Origin of the sequence: Steroidobacter agaridevorans (genome assembly GCF_009932555.1) — a bacterium.
Lineage (GTDB): Bacteria > Pseudomonadota > Gammaproteobacteria > Steroidobacterales > Steroidobacteraceae > Steroidobacter > Steroidobacter agaridevorans.
The window spans coordinates 340,449-356,422 of record NZ_BLJO01000002.1 but is presented as its reverse complement, the minus strand read 5'-3'; the positions used below and the strand labels follow the sequence as shown (position 1 = coordinate 356,422).

General features: G+C 61.0%; 20 protein-coding genes. 18 read left to right on the top strand and 2 right to left on the bottom strand.

Translation table 11 applies throughout. The features are described from left to right. The first annotated feature begins 2 nt into the window (after positions 1-2). From GYH35_RS08440 to GYH35_RS08410, 7 genes are all read left to right on the top strand, one after another. Positions 3-521 carry a GspH/FimT family pseudopilin gene (locus GYH35_RS08440; protein WP_161814993.1) on the top strand — a complete coding sequence of 173 codons (519 nt, stop codon included), beginning with the start codon at positions 3-5 and terminating at the stop codon, positions 519-521. 242 nt (positions 522-763) lie between these two features. Beyond that, complete coding sequence (locus tag GYH35_RS08435) at positions 764-1,060, top strand: type II toxin-antitoxin system RelE/ParE family toxin (RefSeq protein WP_161828162.1); 297 nt, start codon at positions 764-766, stop codon at positions 1,058-1,060. 2 nt (positions 1,061-1,062) lie between these two features. After that, positions 1,063-1,362: an addiction module antidote protein gene (locus tag GYH35_RS08430; protein ID WP_161814995.1), complete on the top strand. Its 300-nt coding sequence runs from the start codon at positions 1,063-1,065 to the stop codon at positions 1,360-1,362. Between the two features lie 418 nt (positions 1,363-1,780). After that, positions 1,781-2,005: a hypothetical protein gene (locus GYH35_RS08425; RefSeq protein WP_161828161.1), complete on the top strand. Its 225-nt coding sequence runs from the start codon at positions 1,781-1,783 to the stop codon at positions 2,003-2,005. Beyond that, positions 2,002-2,379, top strand: coding sequence for a helix-turn-helix transcriptional regulator (locus GYH35_RS08420; protein ID WP_161828160.1), 378 nt, complete (start codon positions 2,002-2,004; stop codon positions 2,377-2,379). The genes GYH35_RS08425 and GYH35_RS08420 overlap by 4 nt, the downstream gene beginning before the upstream one ends. Further along, a complete protein-coding gene (locus GYH35_RS08415; RefSeq protein ID WP_161828159.1) occupies positions 2,376-2,570 on the top strand; it encodes a hypothetical protein in 195 nt (64 codons plus the stop codon). The genes GYH35_RS08420 and GYH35_RS08415 overlap by 4 nt, the downstream gene beginning before the upstream one ends. A 153-nt stretch (positions 2,571-2,723) precedes the next feature. Then, positions 2,724-2,903, top strand: coding sequence for a hypothetical protein (locus GYH35_RS08410; protein ID WP_161828158.1), 180 nt, complete (start codon positions 2,724-2,726; stop codon positions 2,901-2,903). 285 nt (positions 2,904-3,188) lie between these two features. On the opposite strand, the gene GYH35_RS08405 is transcribed toward GYH35_RS08410, so the two are convergent. Beyond that, entirely contained in the window at positions 3,189-3,356 is a 168-nt protein-coding gene (locus tag GYH35_RS08405; protein WP_161828157.1) for a hypothetical protein, read from the bottom strand. Positions 3,357-3,851: 495 nt separating this feature from the next. On the opposite strand from GYH35_RS08405, the gene GYH35_RS08400 reads away from it, so the two are divergent. Both GYH35_RS08400 and GYH35_RS08395 read left to right on the top strand, forming a co-directional pair. Further along, positions 3,852-5,015, top strand: coding sequence for an AAA family ATPase (locus GYH35_RS08400; RefSeq protein WP_161828156.1), 1,164 nt, complete (start codon positions 3,852-3,854; stop codon positions 5,013-5,015). Beyond that, the gene (locus GYH35_RS08395; RefSeq protein WP_161828155.1) at positions 4,981-7,263 is read left to right on the top strand and encodes a S8 family peptidase; all 2,283 of its coding nucleotides are present in this window, start codon (positions 4,981-4,983) and stop codon (positions 7,261-7,263) included. The genes GYH35_RS08400 and GYH35_RS08395 overlap by 35 nt, the downstream gene beginning before the upstream one ends. 99 nt (positions 7,264-7,362) lie before the next feature. Here GYH35_RS08395 and GYH35_RS08390 read toward each other — a convergent pair whose 3' ends face one another. Continuing rightward, complete coding sequence (locus GYH35_RS08390) at positions 7,363-8,568, bottom strand: tyrosine-type recombinase/integrase (protein WP_161828154.1); 1,206 nt, start codon at positions 8,566-8,568, stop codon at positions 7,363-7,365. A 625-nt stretch (positions 8,569-9,193) separates the two neighbouring features. Here GYH35_RS08390 and ccmA point away from each other — a divergent pair. The 9 genes from ccmA to GYH35_RS08345 are packed head-to-tail and all read left to right on the top strand — an operon-like array spanning position 9,194 to position 15,968. Continuing rightward, positions 9,194-9,841 (top strand): cytochrome c biogenesis heme-transporting ATPase CcmA, encoded by a 648-nt coding sequence (gene ccmA / locus GYH35_RS08385; protein WP_161828153.1) that lies wholly within the window; start codon positions 9,194-9,196, stop codon positions 9,839-9,841. Positions 9,842-9,870: 29 nt separating this feature from the next. Then, positions 9,871-10,542, top strand: a complete 672-nt coding sequence (ccmB, locus tag GYH35_RS08380) for a heme exporter protein CcmB (protein WP_407700201.1) — start codon at positions 9,871-9,873, stop codon at positions 10,540-10,542. Positions 10,543-10,548: 6 nt separating this feature from the next. Next, a complete protein-coding gene (locus tag GYH35_RS08375; RefSeq protein WP_161828152.1) occupies positions 10,549-11,280 on the top strand; it encodes a heme ABC transporter permease in 732 nt (243 codons plus the stop codon). 8 nt (positions 11,281-11,288) lie between these two features. Continuing rightward, the gene (gene ccmD, locus GYH35_RS08370) at positions 11,289-11,486 is read left to right on the top strand and encodes a heme exporter protein CcmD (protein ID WP_161815002.1); all 198 of its coding nucleotides are present in this window, start codon (positions 11,289-11,291) and stop codon (positions 11,484-11,486) included. After that, positions 11,483-11,941, top strand: coding sequence for a cytochrome c maturation protein CcmE (gene ccmE, locus GYH35_RS08365; RefSeq protein WP_161815003.1), 459 nt, complete (start codon positions 11,483-11,485; stop codon positions 11,939-11,941). Before ccmD ends, ccmE begins: the two co-directional genes overlap by 4 nt. Before the next feature lie 8 nt (positions 11,942-11,949). Beyond that, positions 11,950-13,905, top strand: a complete 1,956-nt coding sequence (locus GYH35_RS08360) for a heme lyase CcmF/NrfE family subunit (RefSeq protein ID WP_161815004.1) — start codon at positions 11,950-11,952, stop codon at positions 13,903-13,905. Between the two features lie 13 nt (positions 13,906-13,918). Further along, entirely contained in the window at positions 13,919-14,452 is a 534-nt protein-coding gene (locus GYH35_RS08355) for a DsbE family thiol:disulfide interchange protein (RefSeq protein WP_161815005.1), read from the top strand. Next, positions 14,449-14,880, top strand: a complete 432-nt coding sequence (locus GYH35_RS08350) for a cytochrome c-type biogenesis protein (protein ID WP_161828151.1) — start codon at positions 14,449-14,451, stop codon at positions 14,878-14,880. Before GYH35_RS08355 ends, GYH35_RS08350 begins: the two co-directional genes overlap by 4 nt. Beyond that, positions 14,877-15,968 carry a tetratricopeptide repeat protein gene (locus GYH35_RS08345; protein ID WP_161828150.1) on the top strand — a complete coding sequence of 364 codons (1,092 nt, stop codon included), beginning with the start codon at positions 14,877-14,879 and terminating at the stop codon, positions 15,966-15,968. Before GYH35_RS08350 ends, GYH35_RS08345 begins: the two co-directional genes overlap by 4 nt. Positions 15,969-15,974 lie beyond the last annotated feature (6 nt).

Genomic DNA, 15,974 nt, shown 5'->3' with positions numbered 1-15,974 from the left:
CCATGAGCCGACGAATCTCATCGATGAAAGGGTTCACGCTCGTCGAGCTGATCGTCGCGCTATCCATTGCGGCTATCCTGCTCGCGATCGCCGTGCCCTCGTACAGCAACTCTCAACTGAACAGCCAACTGCGAGCGTCTGCGAACGATCTCATTGCGAGCATCAATCTCGCCCGCAGCGAAGCGATCAAGCGCGGCACGACGGTGACGCTGTGCGCCTCCTCAGACGGCGAGAACTGCGGTGGCGAGTGGCACGAGGGATGGCTCGTGCTGAGGGAAGCGGATGGGTTGCATGAAGCAGTGATACTTCATAGCGCCGGCGCCATCCCCGCCGACTTCCAGCTCACCGAATCCTCTGGTAACGCCACGCTCCTGTTTCAATCCACCGGCGTCGACACCACGGCCGCTAGCTTCACTTTGTGCCGCTCCCGCCCCAGTGCCGGCAGCCAAGAGCGAGTGGTCAGCATGGATGCCACCGGACGGGCGTTTGTGAAGCGTACGAGCAGGGGTGTCTGTTCGTAGCGGTCGCGGATCGCGACGCTGCAATGTTTGTTTCTGCCCCTGGCACAAATCCAGAAAAAAGAAAGGGGCTGTTCGCAAAGCTTTAGCCACTTTTCTGCCAACGAGAGCGGCGGACGTCCTGCGACTGTTGTGGGCAATGGAGGCGAACTTCCAGGGAGCGCCTGCCAGGGTCCCCACGACTATCGTTCACCGCACGTGTTAACCATAGTTGACGGCTCTGTGATCTATGGTTTACAGTCCCCATGCTCGATATATTCAGGTCAGAATCATTCGATCGCTGGCTGCGTGAGCTGCGCGACCCACGCGCCCGCGCGCGCATCGAGGCGCGGATTCTCCGGTTATCGCGTGGAAATCCAGGCGATGTAAAACCGGTAGGTTCAGGCGTGAGCGAAATGCGAATCGACCATGGCCCGGGTTATCGCGTGTACTTCACACGACGCGGCGAGTTGGTGGTTCTTCTTCTGTGCGGCGGCGATAAGCGGACACAGCAAGCGGACATCGAGCGTGCAATGGAGATTGCGGAAGACTGGAGCGCTTGATCATGGTGCGCAAGAAAGAAAAGTTCTCTCGGTACGACGTTGCCGACTACCTCAAAAGCGAGGAAGACCTCGCAGCCTATCTCGAAGCCTGCATGGAAGAGGCAGGCGACGACGCCGTGTACATCGCTGCGGCATTAGGAGATATCGCGCGTGCTCGGGGAATGGCTCAGCTCGCGAAGGACACAGGCATCTCGCGCGAAGGGCTCTACAAGGCTCTCTCGCCGGAGGGCAATCCGAGTCTCGCGACGGTGTTGAAGGTGGTCAAAGCGTTGGGACTAAAGCTAACAGCGAAGGTCGCCTGACACCTAACTCTGCGTCGCCGGCTGCTAGCCCACCGCGAGTTTGACCGGGTGTCGGACATCAAGCGCGGCAAGATCAATCAGTTCAGCCTGGACCTGTTGATCCGCTTGGCAGCGAGAGCCGGGCTGCAGCCCAAGCTGCGGCTGGCGGCGTAACGCGAGATGGTGCTGGGACCGGCACCGCATTCAAGAACTAAGTTCTTGAAGTCTTTCAATCTATTGTCATTTATCTAGGGCGCCTACCCCCAAAGTTCCCCCGCATCTCCGGTTGTCGGGCGCCGCCCGCCGTGGATATCAGCCACGACGGGCGGCTAACCACAACCTGCACAACAGAGGTGCAAGTCATGGCTGCTGGAGATTCTATCCCGTTGCCGCTGGCTGCCTATGCGCCGCCCATTGTCGGGCGGCAGGGTGGGCCGGCATGAGCGATCAAGAGGTATCGGTTCGAGAACGGCTAAGCGGTCAGCTTCGGCGTCTGCAGAGAGCTGCCGCAGTCCTGGCATGTATTCAATACGTCGCAGAGTACGAGGAGGAATTCGAGTTCAGTCTGGCCGACGCGGTTAGCGTCGTACTGGAGTTGGTCGAGGACGTGGGGGACGCGGTGAGCCTCATCGCGTCTGAGATCGAGGCGGAGGTGCGGCCATGATCAAACAGGAAAGCCGCGCCTACTTCAAAGCCCTCGGCGCGCATGTCACGGTGCTCCGCAAATCGCGAGGTATGACACAAGCCGAGCTGGCGCGGGCCATCGGCGTATCACAGCAGGCCGTGTTCGCGTACGAACTCGGCGACCGTCGCATCTCGGTGCTCGTGCTTGCCAAGCTTGCAAGGATATTCTCGACCCCGGTTGGGGACCTCGTCGGCCTGTCCAAGCAGGTACGCGAGCGGAAGGGGCGGCTGTCTCCGCGTTGTATCAGGCACGCGGAGCGGTTGCAGGCACTGTCGAAGACGCAACAGCGATTCGTCGTGAGGATCATCGATGTACTCGAAGACAGCAACGGCCGTCGGGGGTACGCGCGATGACGCCTAGACCGATCACGGATGAGCTGGTCTGCCTGAAGCAAGCCGTCGATCTCCTCAAGGTCGCCGAAGACTTGGTGCAACCGGAAAACATCGAGAACTACCCAGGTGCTATCGCGTCTGTCATTCGGACGGCTCGAACCCTCGTGGAAGAGGTCATCGAGGCGCTGACTGCACACTTCGCGAAGCGGTGAGTGATAGGCCGTGCTCACGGCGGCCAATTGGAGGGCGGCTCCGCCACGTGGCGGGCCGCCCGTATTCTCCTCAGTAAGGGCAGTCTCTCGCATTGAGCGCCGAGCCTTGCCGCAGCCGAACCAAGAAGGTTTTCAAGGGGAGAGAGTCGCCACGTGGCCCACGACGCGGCGGTGGTCGAGCGCAGCCGCTGCGCAAAGTCCAGCGAACTGAAGCGCCAATTGCTCGGCTTGCTGCTCTCCCTGGAACTCAGCGGACACAGAGCGCTCGCACTCGCGATGATTGTTTGCAGTTCGCTCGGCGCTGGCGCATTCTCAGCTCCGATTATTCCCTGACGACGAGGGCATCGTCGTAACCCCGCCTGCGTTGCAGGCACCCCTAAGCAGCTTCAGACCAGGCAGAGCTGCGCAGCCAATCAGGTTGTGGTCATGACCTCATCACTCGGGCGCTGACGCCTTTCTTTATTAACCGCTGTCCAGCGGTCGTCTCCTGCGGCAACCATTCTTCTAACAACGTAACTACACAAAGCTGCGCCAACAGCAGCATTCCTCCACGCGTGCGTCACTGTCTTCGGCGAAGCCGAGAGAGTGACGCACACGGCCCACTGCCGCAACTCACTGTCACTGCAACGCATTTTCACCGATGCGAGAAAGTGGCACCGCGTCTGCAACGGACGCAATCAACCATAGCTTCGCAACGAAGCTCCCTCCGTCGATGTTGATGTCAGCCACCGCGAGCGGCCCGCCAAGGGCAGCCTCAATCTCACGCTCACGCGTGAGCAGCAGCACATGCCACCGGCACGTGCTGCTGTGAGGCCACGAAACTCACCAGACCGGATCAATGCACGTCCGGCCGCTCGCGATGGAGAAAGGCGGGAATGTTTCCTGCCGGGAATGTCCGGATGTGCGTGTTGTGAATTGAGGATCAATTGGGAGTCGGAGTGATTAGCAGAAAGAATGAACTTCGAGCCGATCTCGATCGGAGTGGCTACGAGTTGGTCGGCGCGCATTACACGCGCGAGGGCCGCTTCGGTACGTTCAACACGTACGTTATCGCGAGCGGGAGGCGCGCGACGCAACGTCAACGGACCTGGAGCACGGTAGCGAGCGCTACATCGCGAGTGTCTACGCACGGCCTCTATGCGCGTCGGCGGTCCTCGTGGATGCGTGAGCCGGAACCCAGAAACCCTATCCGTCTGTTTACGATCCTTCGACTTTTGTTCTCGGTTTTGCTCACTTTGTTCTCATTTCGGGCATAATGCCGCATGGCTGCGGGAGGCCGGATTGAACTATTTGCCGGAAGTGCTGAAGATCTTGGAGGGCGCGCTGCGATCTAACGCCGAGCAGGCGGTGAACTATGCGCGTTTGCTGGTTGAGAAATTGGAGCAGGAAGGCGAACACCAACAGGCCCGTCTGATCCAGCGCAAGCTGGACACTCTACCCTCGGCACTCGTGCCACTGTCAGGTGGCCAGTTTGGCACGGTCCCTATCGATCATGAGAGTCGTCTTGGGCTTGCCCACGAAGAACACGTGCCTGTCGATGAGCCGAACGTACTGCTTGATGAACACTTGCGCGACGAAGTTCAACGCTTCCTCGCCGACGTGTTGCACATGGATCGACTCTTTGCCGCCGGAATCCAAGCATGGCCGCGCATGCTCATCTTTGGCCCGCCCGGCGTCGGCAAAACCCAGTTGGCGCGCTTTATAGCGGCTCAGTTGGGATTGCCGCTGCTAACCGCGCGATGCGATAGCCTCATTTCGTCATTTCTCGGTAGCACAGCGAAGAACATTCGCTATCTGTTCGATCACGCGTCGCAGCGGCCGTGCGTGCTTTTTCTAGATGAATTCGATGCACTCGCTAAGGCACGGGATGATGCGCAAGAGCTTGGCGAGCTTAAGCGCGTGGTGGTCGGGCTGCTGCAGAACATGGACGCGTTGCCGCCACAAACGATTGTGGTAGCTGCGACAAATCATGAGCAACTATTGGATCCTGCCGTATGGCGACGCTTTAACTATCGCCTGCAAATTCATTTACCGCCACCGGCGCTGCGCTTCGCATTGCTACAGTCTTATCTGGGACGATTCGCGGCGCCGGATTTGTCGTTGGTACGAGCTGTGGAACTCACTGCGGGGCTGAGCGGAGGATTGATCCGTCAGGCCGTAGAAGATTGCATTCGGCAGGCCGTGCTTGCCAATGAGCCTGCGGTATCCGAGGGAACGTTGTTAACGCGCATTGCGCATAGCGTGCTAAGTGCACAGAAACGCGAACCGACAAGGGAGGAGATAACAAAGCTCCTACTGGAGAAATCGGTACCGCTACGAGTCATAGCAGCAGGGACGGGCGCATCTATGCGACAACTGCTGAAACAGGGCAAGAATAGAACATCACACAAAAAACAAAAGGGGAAAGCAAATGGCCAAACAGGAGAATCCGGCTCTCGTCGTTGATCACGGTGCCCAAGAGTACAGGCAGGTAATCGGTGGTGGTGGCGGGCGGAAGCTCTTTGTACCGCTGACGCCTACGCTTCGGCGTAACATTGCGAACCAATGGATGGCTGCCGCGAATGCGGTTCTCGCCCGAGCGAATGAGCGTGGCATTCGCAATGGAGTTGTCAAAGTAAAGCTCCGATCCAAGGCAATCGCGAAATCACATCGTCCCCTTTACCTATTTCAGCAGGCCGGCCGTGCTCGTCTCGTGGGGGCGCGCGAGATCGGCACGTTGCTCGTCGCGGTGTCAGCGCATTCACGCGAAGCCACTCGCGACGCCATCTTGACTATAACGACCCAAGACGGCGAGGCCGACATAACCACGATTGACTCGATTACACCTTATTCGACTGAAGATGTGCTACACACGTCGCCCGATAAGATGCCGCAGGCCGCTGGAATTGTCCTGAACGTGTTTGACTACCACGATGCATCCGCCGACAAAGAATCAGCGGCGGACTTAGCCTCATACTTCAAATCTTTGGGCGTGGAGGTCTTGCAACGCAAGACCCGACGTTACCTGGTTAGAACAACGGATGCCGAGACTATCTCGGCGCTTGCCAGCCACCCCGCCGTGCGCAGCATTTGGCCAAACGTGCTCGTTCAGGCACAGCCTGCTATCGCAACTAGTGCGGCAACAGCGAAGCTAGAGATGCCGCCGGCTGATAGATCACTTCCAGTCGTTGGCGTCCTAGACACCGGCGTTAGTACTACTGCCATTAGCTTGCGCCCCTGGATTGCTGGCGAGGCTGCATTTGCACCAGCTTCTGCCGATAATAACGACTACGCTCACGGAACATTCATTGCCGGGCTCATAGCCGGCGGTCAGGCATTGAATCCGGGGCTAGCTGATCTGCCGGTGAGTCCCTGCCGAATTTTCTCGGCACGCGTATTCAGCAACTACGAACCTCTGGGCGTCGAAGATCTCATCGCTCGCGTACAGGACGTGGTCCGCGCTCATCGTGATGTAAAAGTGTGGAATCTCTCCTTGGGGTCCATGGTTCCATGCATCGGCCCGGAGTTCAGCCCATTTGCCTGCGAACTCGATGAGATCGCGCAGAGCGAGCAGGTGTTGTTCGTGGTGGCCGCGGGTAACTATGTACAGCCGCCGCTTCGCACGTGGCCACTGGCGGGTTGGCACGCAGACGGCCGCGACTTGATCGGCCCCCCTGCAGATGCTGCTCTGGTGCTAACCGTTGGATCCCTAGCACATCAGCACAGTGCTGACAGTGCGGTGAAAGCAGGCCATCCGACGGCCTACTCACGACGTGGCCCAGGTCCTGGAATGTTGCCTAAGCCTGAGCTTGTTCACTTCGGCGGAAACTGCACAGTAGCAAATACGGCAGATGGTTGCGGCATTGGATCTCTATCGCCCTCCGATAATCACGTGCTGGGGTGGGGAACAAGTTATGCAGCTCCTTTGGTAGCAAGTGCGGCTGCAGATGCATGGAGCCGCCTGAACGCGGGCGGCCATCAGGTCAGCGCCCCTATGGTGCGTGCAGTCGTCATCCATGCAGCAGCTACATCATCGGCATCACGCCATCCAGATGAGCTCAGATACTTCGGCTTTGGGGTGCCAAGCGCGATTGAGAACGTCTTAGCTTGCGAAGATCACGAATTTACCACTTGGCACCGAGTCTACGTTCCCAACGGCAAGACGGTGCAGCATGAGTTCCCAATGCCCGAGTGCCTCCTCGAGAACGGAAGATTTCGCGGAGAAATAGTAGTCACAGCGTGCTATGCCCCAATGCTCGATTCGAAGAACGGCGCCGAATACTGCCGATCGAACGTCAATGTGAGCATGGGCACTCTGAAAATGGGCAACGTAACGAAAATTGATAAGACCAGTGGCGCCAAGATTACGGTGCGCAAGCTCAAATTCGATGGGGTCGTTCCACCCGACCCCGGATCGCAGGGCGAAGGATTCGAATCCTCACTCATCGAGCATGGATTCAAGTGGTCGCCAACCAAGGTTTATCGCAAGCGCTTTCCGCGGGGAGTCGAGGGAAATCGTTGGCAGCTTCGTTTCGAGGTTCTGTATCGTGCAGGAGAAACCCCGCCAGATCTGCCGCAAGAAGTTTTCTGCATCGTTACGGTCCGCGCGCTTGAGTCAGACAAGCCGGTGTACAGAGATGGTGTGCGGGCTCTGAAGCAGCGCGGCCACGCTTTCAACGCTGCAGTCGCGGTCCGCGGGCGCGTTCGCGTATAAGGCCGCGGACGTTATCGACTCGGCGTGTTGGCTCACGCGGATGCTCTATACATGGCCGCCGGAGGGAACCGGCGGCAGTGGCTCCCTTTCTTGCGCATTTCATCCAGATTGCCGCCGGAGCTGGATGACCTGTGCACCGGCGCGCAAAGTATCTAGATGGTCGGCCCAAGCCTGCATCATCTTCTTTCTGTCAGCGAGACGCGTCGATCGATTGTAAGCTGCGCGGACTTTGTTACGTTCGGCATGGGCAAGTTGAAGCTCGATCAGGTCCGGATGCCAGTCTTGTTCATTCAAGCAAGTGGAAGCCATCGCTCGAAAGCCATGAGCGGTCATTTCCTCATGTCCGTATCCTAGCCGGCGTAGCGCCGCGTTGATCGCATTCTCCGACATCGGTCGGTCCCTGCTTCGCAGCGACGGGAAGACATACCGGCTCCGGCCTGTGAGTGGCTGGAGGTCCCGAAGTATCTCAACCGCTTGCTTAGCTAGTGGCACGATGTGCGCCTCGCGCATCTTCATGCGCCCGCCTGGAATACGCCACTCTGCGGCGTCCATATTGATCTCAGACCATTCGGCCTGTCTCAACTCACCGGGCCGGACAAACATCAGCGGAGCCAGCTTGAGCGCCGCGACAGTCACCGGCTGACCGCTGTAGCCATCAATGGCTCTCAGCAGATGACCAATCGCAATAGGGTCCGTGATTGCGGCATGGTGTGTGGTCACGATTGGAGCCAGAGCGCCGCGAAGGTCGACCGAGATGTCACGTTCCGCACGTCCAGTCGCGATGGCATAGCGAAACACTTGGCCGACTCGCTGCTTGGTTCGGTGTGCCGTCTCGTGCGTACCGCGTGTCTCGATCACCCGGAGCGCCGCCAGCAGTTCTGGCGCCGTGATCTCGGCAATCGGTCGAGATCCGAGGCGAGGGTAGATGAACGTCGAGAGCATCCAGCGAGCCTTGTCGTAAGTGACCGGCGCCAGCTTCTTCGCCTGGAGTGCCAACCATTCCTCGGCGATCAACTCGAAGGTAACTTGCCGCGCTTCCTTAGCCGCCTTGCGCTCAGCACTCGGGTCAATTCCTTGCGCCACCGCGCGCCGCGCGTCTTCACGACGAGTCCGTGCGAGCTTCAACGAGACTTCCGGATACACGCCCAACGACAGCTCGCGCTCCTTCCCATGGAAGCGATACTTGAAGCGCCACCATCGACCACCGTTCGGTTGAACGAACAGATACAAGCCATCGCCGTCGAACAGTTTGATCGGCTTTTCCGTCGCCCTTGCCGAACGGATTTCGAGTTCCGTTAACGCCATCAAAAGTTCCCCCCACGAGTTCGATTCCCGGCCACTTTGCGAGTGGAGTTCCCCCCAAAGTTCCCCCGACGCGTGATACGCTGTCCACAGACAATCGGATCTCGCGGTGGAACGTAAAACCCTGGATTTCTAGGGTTTCGGTGAGGTAGGGCGGACTCTAGTGGAAGTCCGCGGATCGAGAGATGGTGCCTGGGACCGGAATCGAACCGGTACGGAGTTGCCCCCGAGGGATTTTCGTACTCGCTACAGTTTTCACTGCCGACTGACGGACTGTTGATCCGTTGGTCGTTTGGAGTCTGGACTTTCTCTTTGTCGTGTTCCGCACGCTGAGCGCGGAAGTTAGACAGGGGCCGTCAAGTCTCTACACTTTCCTGGGCAGCGCCCAGGCTTAGCTCGGGATTGCAGGCACGTGCGCGGTGAAGCGCGAGCGTGAGGCTGGTTCCCCGAATTTGACCCCATTCACACCGGCCGTTTCCGAGCCGGGTGCTCAAAATTTAAGTCCCTTGCGTCTACCAATTTCGCCACCCAGGCACGGGCGGGACGGGGATTGTAAGCCACTTGAGGGCAGCATGCTAAACTGCGCGCGCACAAACCATTACACACAGAACTTAGCGCGACACCAAGCATGCTTGCACAGGTCGCTGCGACTTCGCCGCAGCCGCAATTAGAAGCGCGCGCCGTCCATCTCTGGCGCGGCGAAAAACACCTGTTACGCGGCGTGTCCTTTGCCCTTTACAGCGGCGAGCTGCTGCAGGTCGTCGGACCGAATGGCGTGGGCAAAACCAGTCTTCTGCGCTGTGTGGCGGGCTTGTTGCCGACCGAGTCGGGCGAGATCGTCTGGCAGGGGCAGCAGCTGCCGGAGGGGCGGGATGAGTTTCATCGCGAGCTTGCGTATCTGGCGCACGTCAACGGCCTCAAAGCCGAGCTCACCGCGCTGGAAAATCTGCGGTTTGGCGTCTCCGTCCGCCGCGCAGTCACTACGGAGGAGCTACGCGAAACTCTCCAGTTACTGCACGTGGAAGCTTGCGCAGACTTGCCGGTGCGCGCGTTGTCGGCGGGGCAGAAGCGAAGAGTCGCTCTGGCCCGCATCATGCTGACCCGCGCCTCGCTGTGGATTCTGGACGAGCCGATTACCAACCTCGACAAGGCAGGCATCGCGCTGTTCGAAGCGCGGATCGCCGAGCACATGCGAACCGGCGGCATGATCCTCACCGCCGCACATCAGCTGCTACTTCAGGGCCAGCCTGGGGTACGTACACTGGAGCTGCGCTGATGCAGTCGTCCGTTCAGACGACGCCCGGGCTGGGCAAAATCCTGATGCTGGTGCTGGCGCGCGACCTGCGGCTGGCCGTGCGTCATTGGGATCAGGTGCTCCAGCCGCTGATCTTTTTCGTGATCGTCACGACGTTGTTCCCGCTGGCGATCAGTCCGGCCTTGGACGAGTTGCGCAAGATTTCGCCGGGGGTGCTGTGGGTGGCGGCCATGCTTGCTTCGTTGCTGGCGCTTGAATCGCTATTCAGGCCCGACGTCGAAGACGGGACCATGGAGCAGTGGGTTCTGTCCGGCCAGCCGTTGTCCCTGTTGTTGCTGGCGAAGACGCTCACGCATTGGCTGCTGACCGGGCTGCCGTTGGTGCTCATGGCGCCGATCGTGGGAACTGCTTTGGGAATGCCGCAGTCTGTATGGCCGGTGCTGGCCGCGACGCTGGCCCTGGGCACCGGATCGCTGTCGGTCCTTGGAGCCATCGGGGCGGCGCTTACGGTGAGTGTCCGGCGGGGCAGTGTGCTGTTAGCGTTGCTGGTGCTGCCGCTGGAGATGCCGGTGCTGATCTTCGGCGCCCGCGCCGTGGATCTGGCCATGCACGGCGAACCGGTGGCCGGTCCGCTAAACTTGCTGGCAGCGCTGTTGTTGTTCTTCGTCAGCCTCGGGCCTTTCGCCATGGCTGCCGCCATGCGGATCAGTGTGGAGTCCTAACAAGCTATGTGGCTGTGGTTTCACAAGCTCAGCTCGCCGCCTTACGCCTACCGCACGGCCGGTCTGGTGCGTCCGTGGCTGTTTTGGCCGGCGATCCTGTTGATGATCGTCGGGGCCATCGGCGGCCTGGTGCTGGCGCCCGAGGATTACCAGCAGAAGGATGCGTTCCGCATTATTTATGTCCACGTACCGAGCGCATCGCTGTCATTGATGATCTACACCGTCATGGCGGTGGCGGCGGGTGTCGGCATGATCTGGCGGATCAAGTTGGCCCACGCGGTGGCCGCGGCCTGCGCGCCGATCGGCGCCTGGTTCACCGTCGCGACGCTCGTGACCGGCTCCATCTACGGCAAGCCCATGTGGGGCACCTGGTGGGAATGGGATCCGCGCCTCACCTCGGAACTGATCCTGCTCTTCTTATATCTAGGCTATATGGCCTTGCGAGCGTCATTTGACGACACGCAGCGGGCCGATCGGGCCAGCGCGATCCTGGCCATCGTCGGTGTGGTCAATGTGCCCATCGTCAAATACTCGGTGGTCTGGTGGAACAGCTTGCACCAGGGCCCCAGTATCTCGAAACTTGCCGCCCCCTCCATCGAAGGGTCCATGCTCTGGCCGTTGTTGATCATGATGCTGGCCTTCATTCTGTACTTCGGCGCGGTGCTCTGTGACCGCCTGCGCGGGGAGATCCTCCGGCGCGAGCGCAACGCCAGTTGGTTAAGCGAAAGTCTTGCCTGATCATGAACTTGAAAGACGTACTTGACATGGGGGATTACGGCGTTTACGTCTGGTCCTGCTATGGGCTGGTGCTGGCCGTGCTGGTGCTGAATGTGTGGCTGGGCAAGCGCTCGCTGGCCGAGCAGGTGCTGAGTGCCCGGCGCCGGCTCAAGATCGCCCATTCACTCGATAACCCAATCAACTCGGAGTCGTCGTCACCGTCATGACCCCTCGTCGCCGCCGCATGACGCTGGTTGCATTGATCGTCCTGGGCGTGGGCGCGGCCACCGCGTTCGCGCTGACTGCCTTCCAGGACAATCTGCTGTACTTCTATTCGCCCTCGGACGTGAGCGCGGGCAAAGCGCCGGCGGATCGTGTGTTCCGCGTCGGCGGCATGGTTCCCGAAGGCAGCTTCACGCGCGAACCCGGCAGTCTCGAGGCCCACTTCGTGCTCACCGATTACGCACACAACGTGAAGGTCAGTTACACCGGCGTGCTGCCGGATCTGTTCCGTGAGGGGCAGGGCGTGATCGCGCGCGGCCGCATGGGCGCCGATGGTGTATTCGTCGCCGAAGAAGTGCTGGCCAAGCACGATGAGAACTACATGCCGCCCGAAGTGGCGGACTCGCTGAAGAAGCAGCATCAGAAGCCGCCGGCCGACGGGCCGCTGCCCACCACTTAGGAAGCGACATGGCCGCCGAACTCGGACACTTCGCGCTGATCCTGGCGTTCTGCCTGGCGCTGCCTCAGGCATTTTTCGGCTTGATGGGCGCGCATTGGCGGCGTCCGCATTGGATCGCGCTGGCGAATCGCGCGGTCGCGGGTCAGTGGGTGTTCACGCTGTTCTCGTTCGCCTGTCTCTCGTACGTTTTCTATCAAAACGATTTCTCGGTGCTGTACGTCGCGCAGAACTCCAACTCGGAGCTGCCGACGTTCTATCGTTTCGCCGCTGTCTGGGGCGCGCACGAAGGCTCCTTGTTGTTGTGGCTGCTCGTGCAGGCGACCTGGGCGCTCGGCGTCGCGGCTTTCAGCGGCAACATGCCTCAGCAGATGACCAGCCGGGTCCTCGGTGTGTTGGGTCTGATCAGCGCCGGCTTCGCGTTGTTCATTCTGATGACTTCGAATCCGTTCCTGCGTTTGTGGCCGGCCGCGCCGGATGGCCGCGATCTCAATCCACTGCTGCAGGATCCGGCGTTGGCGATTCATCCGCCGATGCTCTACATCGGTTACGTCGGCTTCTCCGTGCCGTTCGCGTTCGCGGTGGCCGCAATGCTCGAGGGCAAGCTCGATTCGCTGTGGGCGCGCTGGGTGCGTCCGTGGGCCACGGTCGCCTGGATGTTTCTGACCTGCGGTATCGCGCTTGGCAGCTGGTGGGCGTACTACGAGCTCGGTTGGGGCGGCTGGTGGTTCTGGGATCCCGTCGAGAACGCATCGTTCATGCCGTGGCTGATCGGTACCGCGTTGATTCATTCGTTGGCGGTCACCGAGAAGCGTGGGCTGTTCAAGAGCTGGACGCTGTTGCTGTCGATCACGGCGTTCTCGCTGTCGTTGCTGGGCACGTTCCTGGTCCGCTCGGGCGTGATCGAGTCGGTGCACGCATTTGCGAGCGACCCGGGTCGCGGCTTGTTCATCCTGTCGTTCCTTGGGGTTTGCGTCGGCGGCGCCTTGGCGCTGTACGCCTGGCGCGCGCCTTTGTTTCGTTCGAATGCCGGCTTCGCGGCCGTATCGCGTGAGTCGTTCCTGCTGTTCAACAACATGCTGCTGGTCGGCGCCACCATCGTGATCCTGCTGGGCACGACGTATCCCATGTTCATGGATGCGTTCGGACTCGACAAAGTCTCGGTCGGTCCGCCGTATTTCGAAGCGATGTTCCTGGTGCCGATGCTGCCGATGGTGTTCCTGCTCGCGCCGGGCATGCACGCGGCGTGGAAGAAAGCCTCCTTCGACTCGACCAAGAAAATTCTCGGCCTGCTGCTGGGCGTGGCGATCGTGCTGGCGCTTGCGGTCTCGGTGGGCGCGTACGGCTGGAATTCCGTGATGACCGTCGTCGGTCTGACGGCGGCGTTCTGGGTCGCGGGCGCGGCCCTGGTCGACCCGATCAGCCGCTGGCGCAACGGGCATTCGCTGCCGGCGAGCATCATCGGCATGAGCGTCGCTCACTTCGGCCTCGCGCTCTTCATCATTGGCGCGACCACGGTCGAGTCGTACAAGGAAGAGACCGATCTGAGCTTGAAGCCCGGCCAGACCACCGAGCACGCGGGCTTCGAGTTCACCATGACCAAGGTCGAAGACGTCGACGGTCCGAACTATCAAGCCGTGCAGAGCGAAGTGGTGATCACGCGCGATGGCGAGCAAGTGGCCGTGGTGCATCCGCAGAAGCGTGTTTACCGCGTGCAGAAGAACGCCATGACCGAAGCCGGCATCGATGCGCACTGGAACCGCGATCTGTTCGTCGCCATGGGCGAGCCGCTCGGTGAGGACGCCTGGAGCCTGCGCTTGCAGTACAAGCCCATGGTCCGGTTCATCTGGTTGGGCGCGGCCGTGATGGCGCTGGGCGGCCTGATTGCCATTTGCGATCGACGTTACCGCAAGCGGGTGACCGTCGATGAAGGCGCCGCCGCCGCGGCCGGCGCAAAGACTGCCTGAGCCTCGCTACCGCATGCTTAAGTACCTGCTTCCTGTCGGACTGTTCGCTGTACTCGTCGGCTTCCTGTATTTCGGCCTGGGCCGCGACAAAGAGACGCTGCCATCGCCGCTGATCGGCAAGGCCGCGCCGGTCTTCGAGCTGACGCGCCTGGACGATCCCGGCAAGACCTTCTCGAACAGCGAGTTCGCCGGCAAGCCGTACGTGCTCAATGTCTGGGGCTCCTGGTGCGTGGGCTGCCGGCAGGAGCACGGCGCGTTACTCGAGATCGCCCGGCGCGGCGAAGTGCCCATCGTCGGCTTGAACTACAACGACGAGCGCCAGGCAGCGCTGAACTGGCTGGAGCAGCTGGGCAATCCGTACGTCGTGAGCGCGTTCGACGGCGAAGGACGCGTCGGCATCGATTGGGGCGTGTACGGCGCGCCGGAAACGTTTTTGGTCGATGCGAACGGCAAGGTCATCAAGAAACACGTCGCGCCGATCACGGTGGAGATTTGGGAACAGGAGTTCGTGCCGCTGTTGGCGCAGGCCAAGGCGGGCTCGCCATGAAACAACTTCTCTTAGCCGCGATTCTTGCGTTGTTCGGCTTGCAGGCGCTGGCCATCGATAAAGCGCCGGCGTTCGAGGATCCCGTGCAGCAGGCTCGTTACGAGCGGCTGGCGCGCGAGCTGCGTTGTCTGCAGTGTCGCAGCGAGACGATCGCCGACTCCAACGCACAGCTCGCCGCCGACTTGCGCCGGCAGCTGCGCGAATTGATGGCGGCCGGCAAGAGCGATCAGGAGATCATGCAGTACATGACGGATCGGTACGGCGACTATGTGCTTTACAAGCCGCCCGTCGCGCCTCGCACCTGGCTGCTGTGGGCCGCGCCTGCGCTGCTGGTCATCGGCGGCGGCATCGTCGCGGCCATCGTGATCTCGCGCAAATCCAAGCTTCCTGACACCGATCCCGCCGATCCCGGCCTGGGTGCCTCGTGACCGCTTTCATCGTCGTCTGCGTCGCCATGCTGCTGGCGGCGCTGTTGTGGATGGTGCTGCCGCTGCTGCGCGCGCCCCAAGAGAAGGGAACGGCGACAGAGTCGACGGAGCTCGCGTCGTATCGAACCGAGCGGCGCTTCTCCGGCCTTGCGGTGGCGCTGTTGGTCCCCGTGCTCGCCGTCGTCATGTACGCCGGTCTCAGCAACTGGGATTGGAAAGCCGTGCAGATCGAGAGCGCGCAGGCGGCCAACATGGAGCAGGCGGTCGCCGGCCTGGAAGCGAAACTCAAAGAGAATCCGGACAACCTGGAGGGCTGGATCATGCTCGGTCGCTCGTATACGGCGATGAGCCGTTATCCGCGCGCCGCCGATGCCTACCAGCAGGCGTACGACCTGTCGAAGGGCCAGAACGTCGAAGCCGTCACCGGATTGGGCGAGGCGCTGGCGCTGACCGACGAGGCTTCGTTGGCAGGCCGTGCCGGCAAGCTGTTCGATGCGGCGCTGGCGATTGCGCCGAACGATCCCAAGGCACTGTGGTACGGCGGCGTCGCGGCGTTGCGCTCCGGCGATCTGCGTCTTGGCCGGGATCGACTGCAGCTGCTCATGGCGCAGAATCCGCCCCCAGAAATACGCGGTGTGCTCGCCCGGCAGATCCAGGATCTGAATGAGCAGATTGCAGCTGCCGGTGGAGAAGCACCGCCGTCGCAGGCTTCCCCACCTTCGGCGGCGCCGGCGGCCGGAGCGCGGGCGATTCAAGTTTCCGTCTCTTTGTCGCCGCAACTGCGCCAGCAGCTGACCGGTGCTGTGCCGCTCTTCATCCTGGCCCGCGACCCGAGCGCAGGCGGTCCGCCGCTCGCCGTGCAGCGGCATAGCTCCGATTCGCTGCCGTTGAATGTGACACTCTCGGAAAGTGATGCGATGATTCCGACCCGCTCCATTGCCACCGTGCCGAAGGTGGTAGTTGTTGCACGGTTGTCGCGCGGAGGCAGCCCTCAGCAGCAAAGCGGAGATTTATATGGCGAGGCCGAATACGAATTCGGCAAGAGCAGCGGTCCGTTGACCATCGTCATCGATCGCGTCGTGCCCTGAGCTTCG

What these genes read in the sequence shown, in the direction of transcription:
- GYH35_RS08390 (WP_161828154.1), bottom strand. Translation starts at nt 8,568, where the DNA reads ATGGCGTTAACGGAACTCGAAATCCGTTCGGCAAGGGCGACGGAAAAG.
- GYH35_RS08395 (WP_161828155.1), top strand. Translation starts at nt 4,981, where the DNA reads ATGGCCAAACAGGAGAATCCGGCTCTCGTCGTTGATCACGGTGCCCAA.
- GYH35_RS08435 (WP_161828162.1), top strand. Translation starts at nt 764, where the DNA reads ATGCTCGATATATTCAGGTCAGAATCATTCGATCGCTGGCTGCGTGAG.
- ccmE (WP_161815003.1), top strand. Translation starts at nt 11,483, where the DNA reads ATGACCCCTCGTCGCCGCCGCATGACGCTGGTTGCATTGATCGTCCTG.
- GYH35_RS08440 (WP_161814993.1), top strand. Translation starts at nt 3, where the DNA reads ATGAGCCGACGAATCTCATCGATGAAAGGGTTCACGCTCGTCGAGCTG.
- GYH35_RS08360 (WP_161815004.1), top strand. Translation starts at nt 11,950, where the DNA reads ATGGCCGCCGAACTCGGACACTTCGCGCTGATCCTGGCGTTCTGCCTG.
- GYH35_RS08355 (WP_161815005.1), top strand. Translation starts at nt 13,919, where the DNA reads ATGCTTAAGTACCTGCTTCCTGTCGGACTGTTCGCTGTACTCGTCGGC.
- GYH35_RS08430 (WP_161814995.1), top strand. Translation starts at nt 1,063, where the DNA reads ATGGTGCGCAAGAAAGAAAAGTTCTCTCGGTACGACGTTGCCGACTAC.
- ccmA (WP_161828153.1), top strand. Translation starts at nt 9,194, where the DNA reads ATGCTTGCACAGGTCGCTGCGACTTCGCCGCAGCCGCAATTAGAAGCG.
- GYH35_RS08420 (WP_161828160.1), top strand. Translation starts at nt 2,002, where the DNA reads ATGATCAAACAGGAAAGCCGCGCCTACTTCAAAGCCCTCGGCGCGCAT.
- GYH35_RS08350 (WP_161828151.1), top strand. Translation starts at nt 14,449, where the DNA reads ATGAAACAACTTCTCTTAGCCGCGATTCTTGCGTTGTTCGGCTTGCAG.
- GYH35_RS08415 (WP_161828159.1), top strand. Translation starts at nt 2,376, where the DNA reads ATGACGCCTAGACCGATCACGGATGAGCTGGTCTGCCTGAAGCAAGCC.
- GYH35_RS08425 (WP_161828161.1), top strand. Translation starts at nt 1,781, where the DNA reads ATGAGCGATCAAGAGGTATCGGTTCGAGAACGGCTAAGCGGTCAGCTT.
- GYH35_RS08375 (WP_161828152.1), top strand. Translation starts at nt 10,549, where the DNA reads ATGTGGCTGTGGTTTCACAAGCTCAGCTCGCCGCCTTACGCCTACCGC.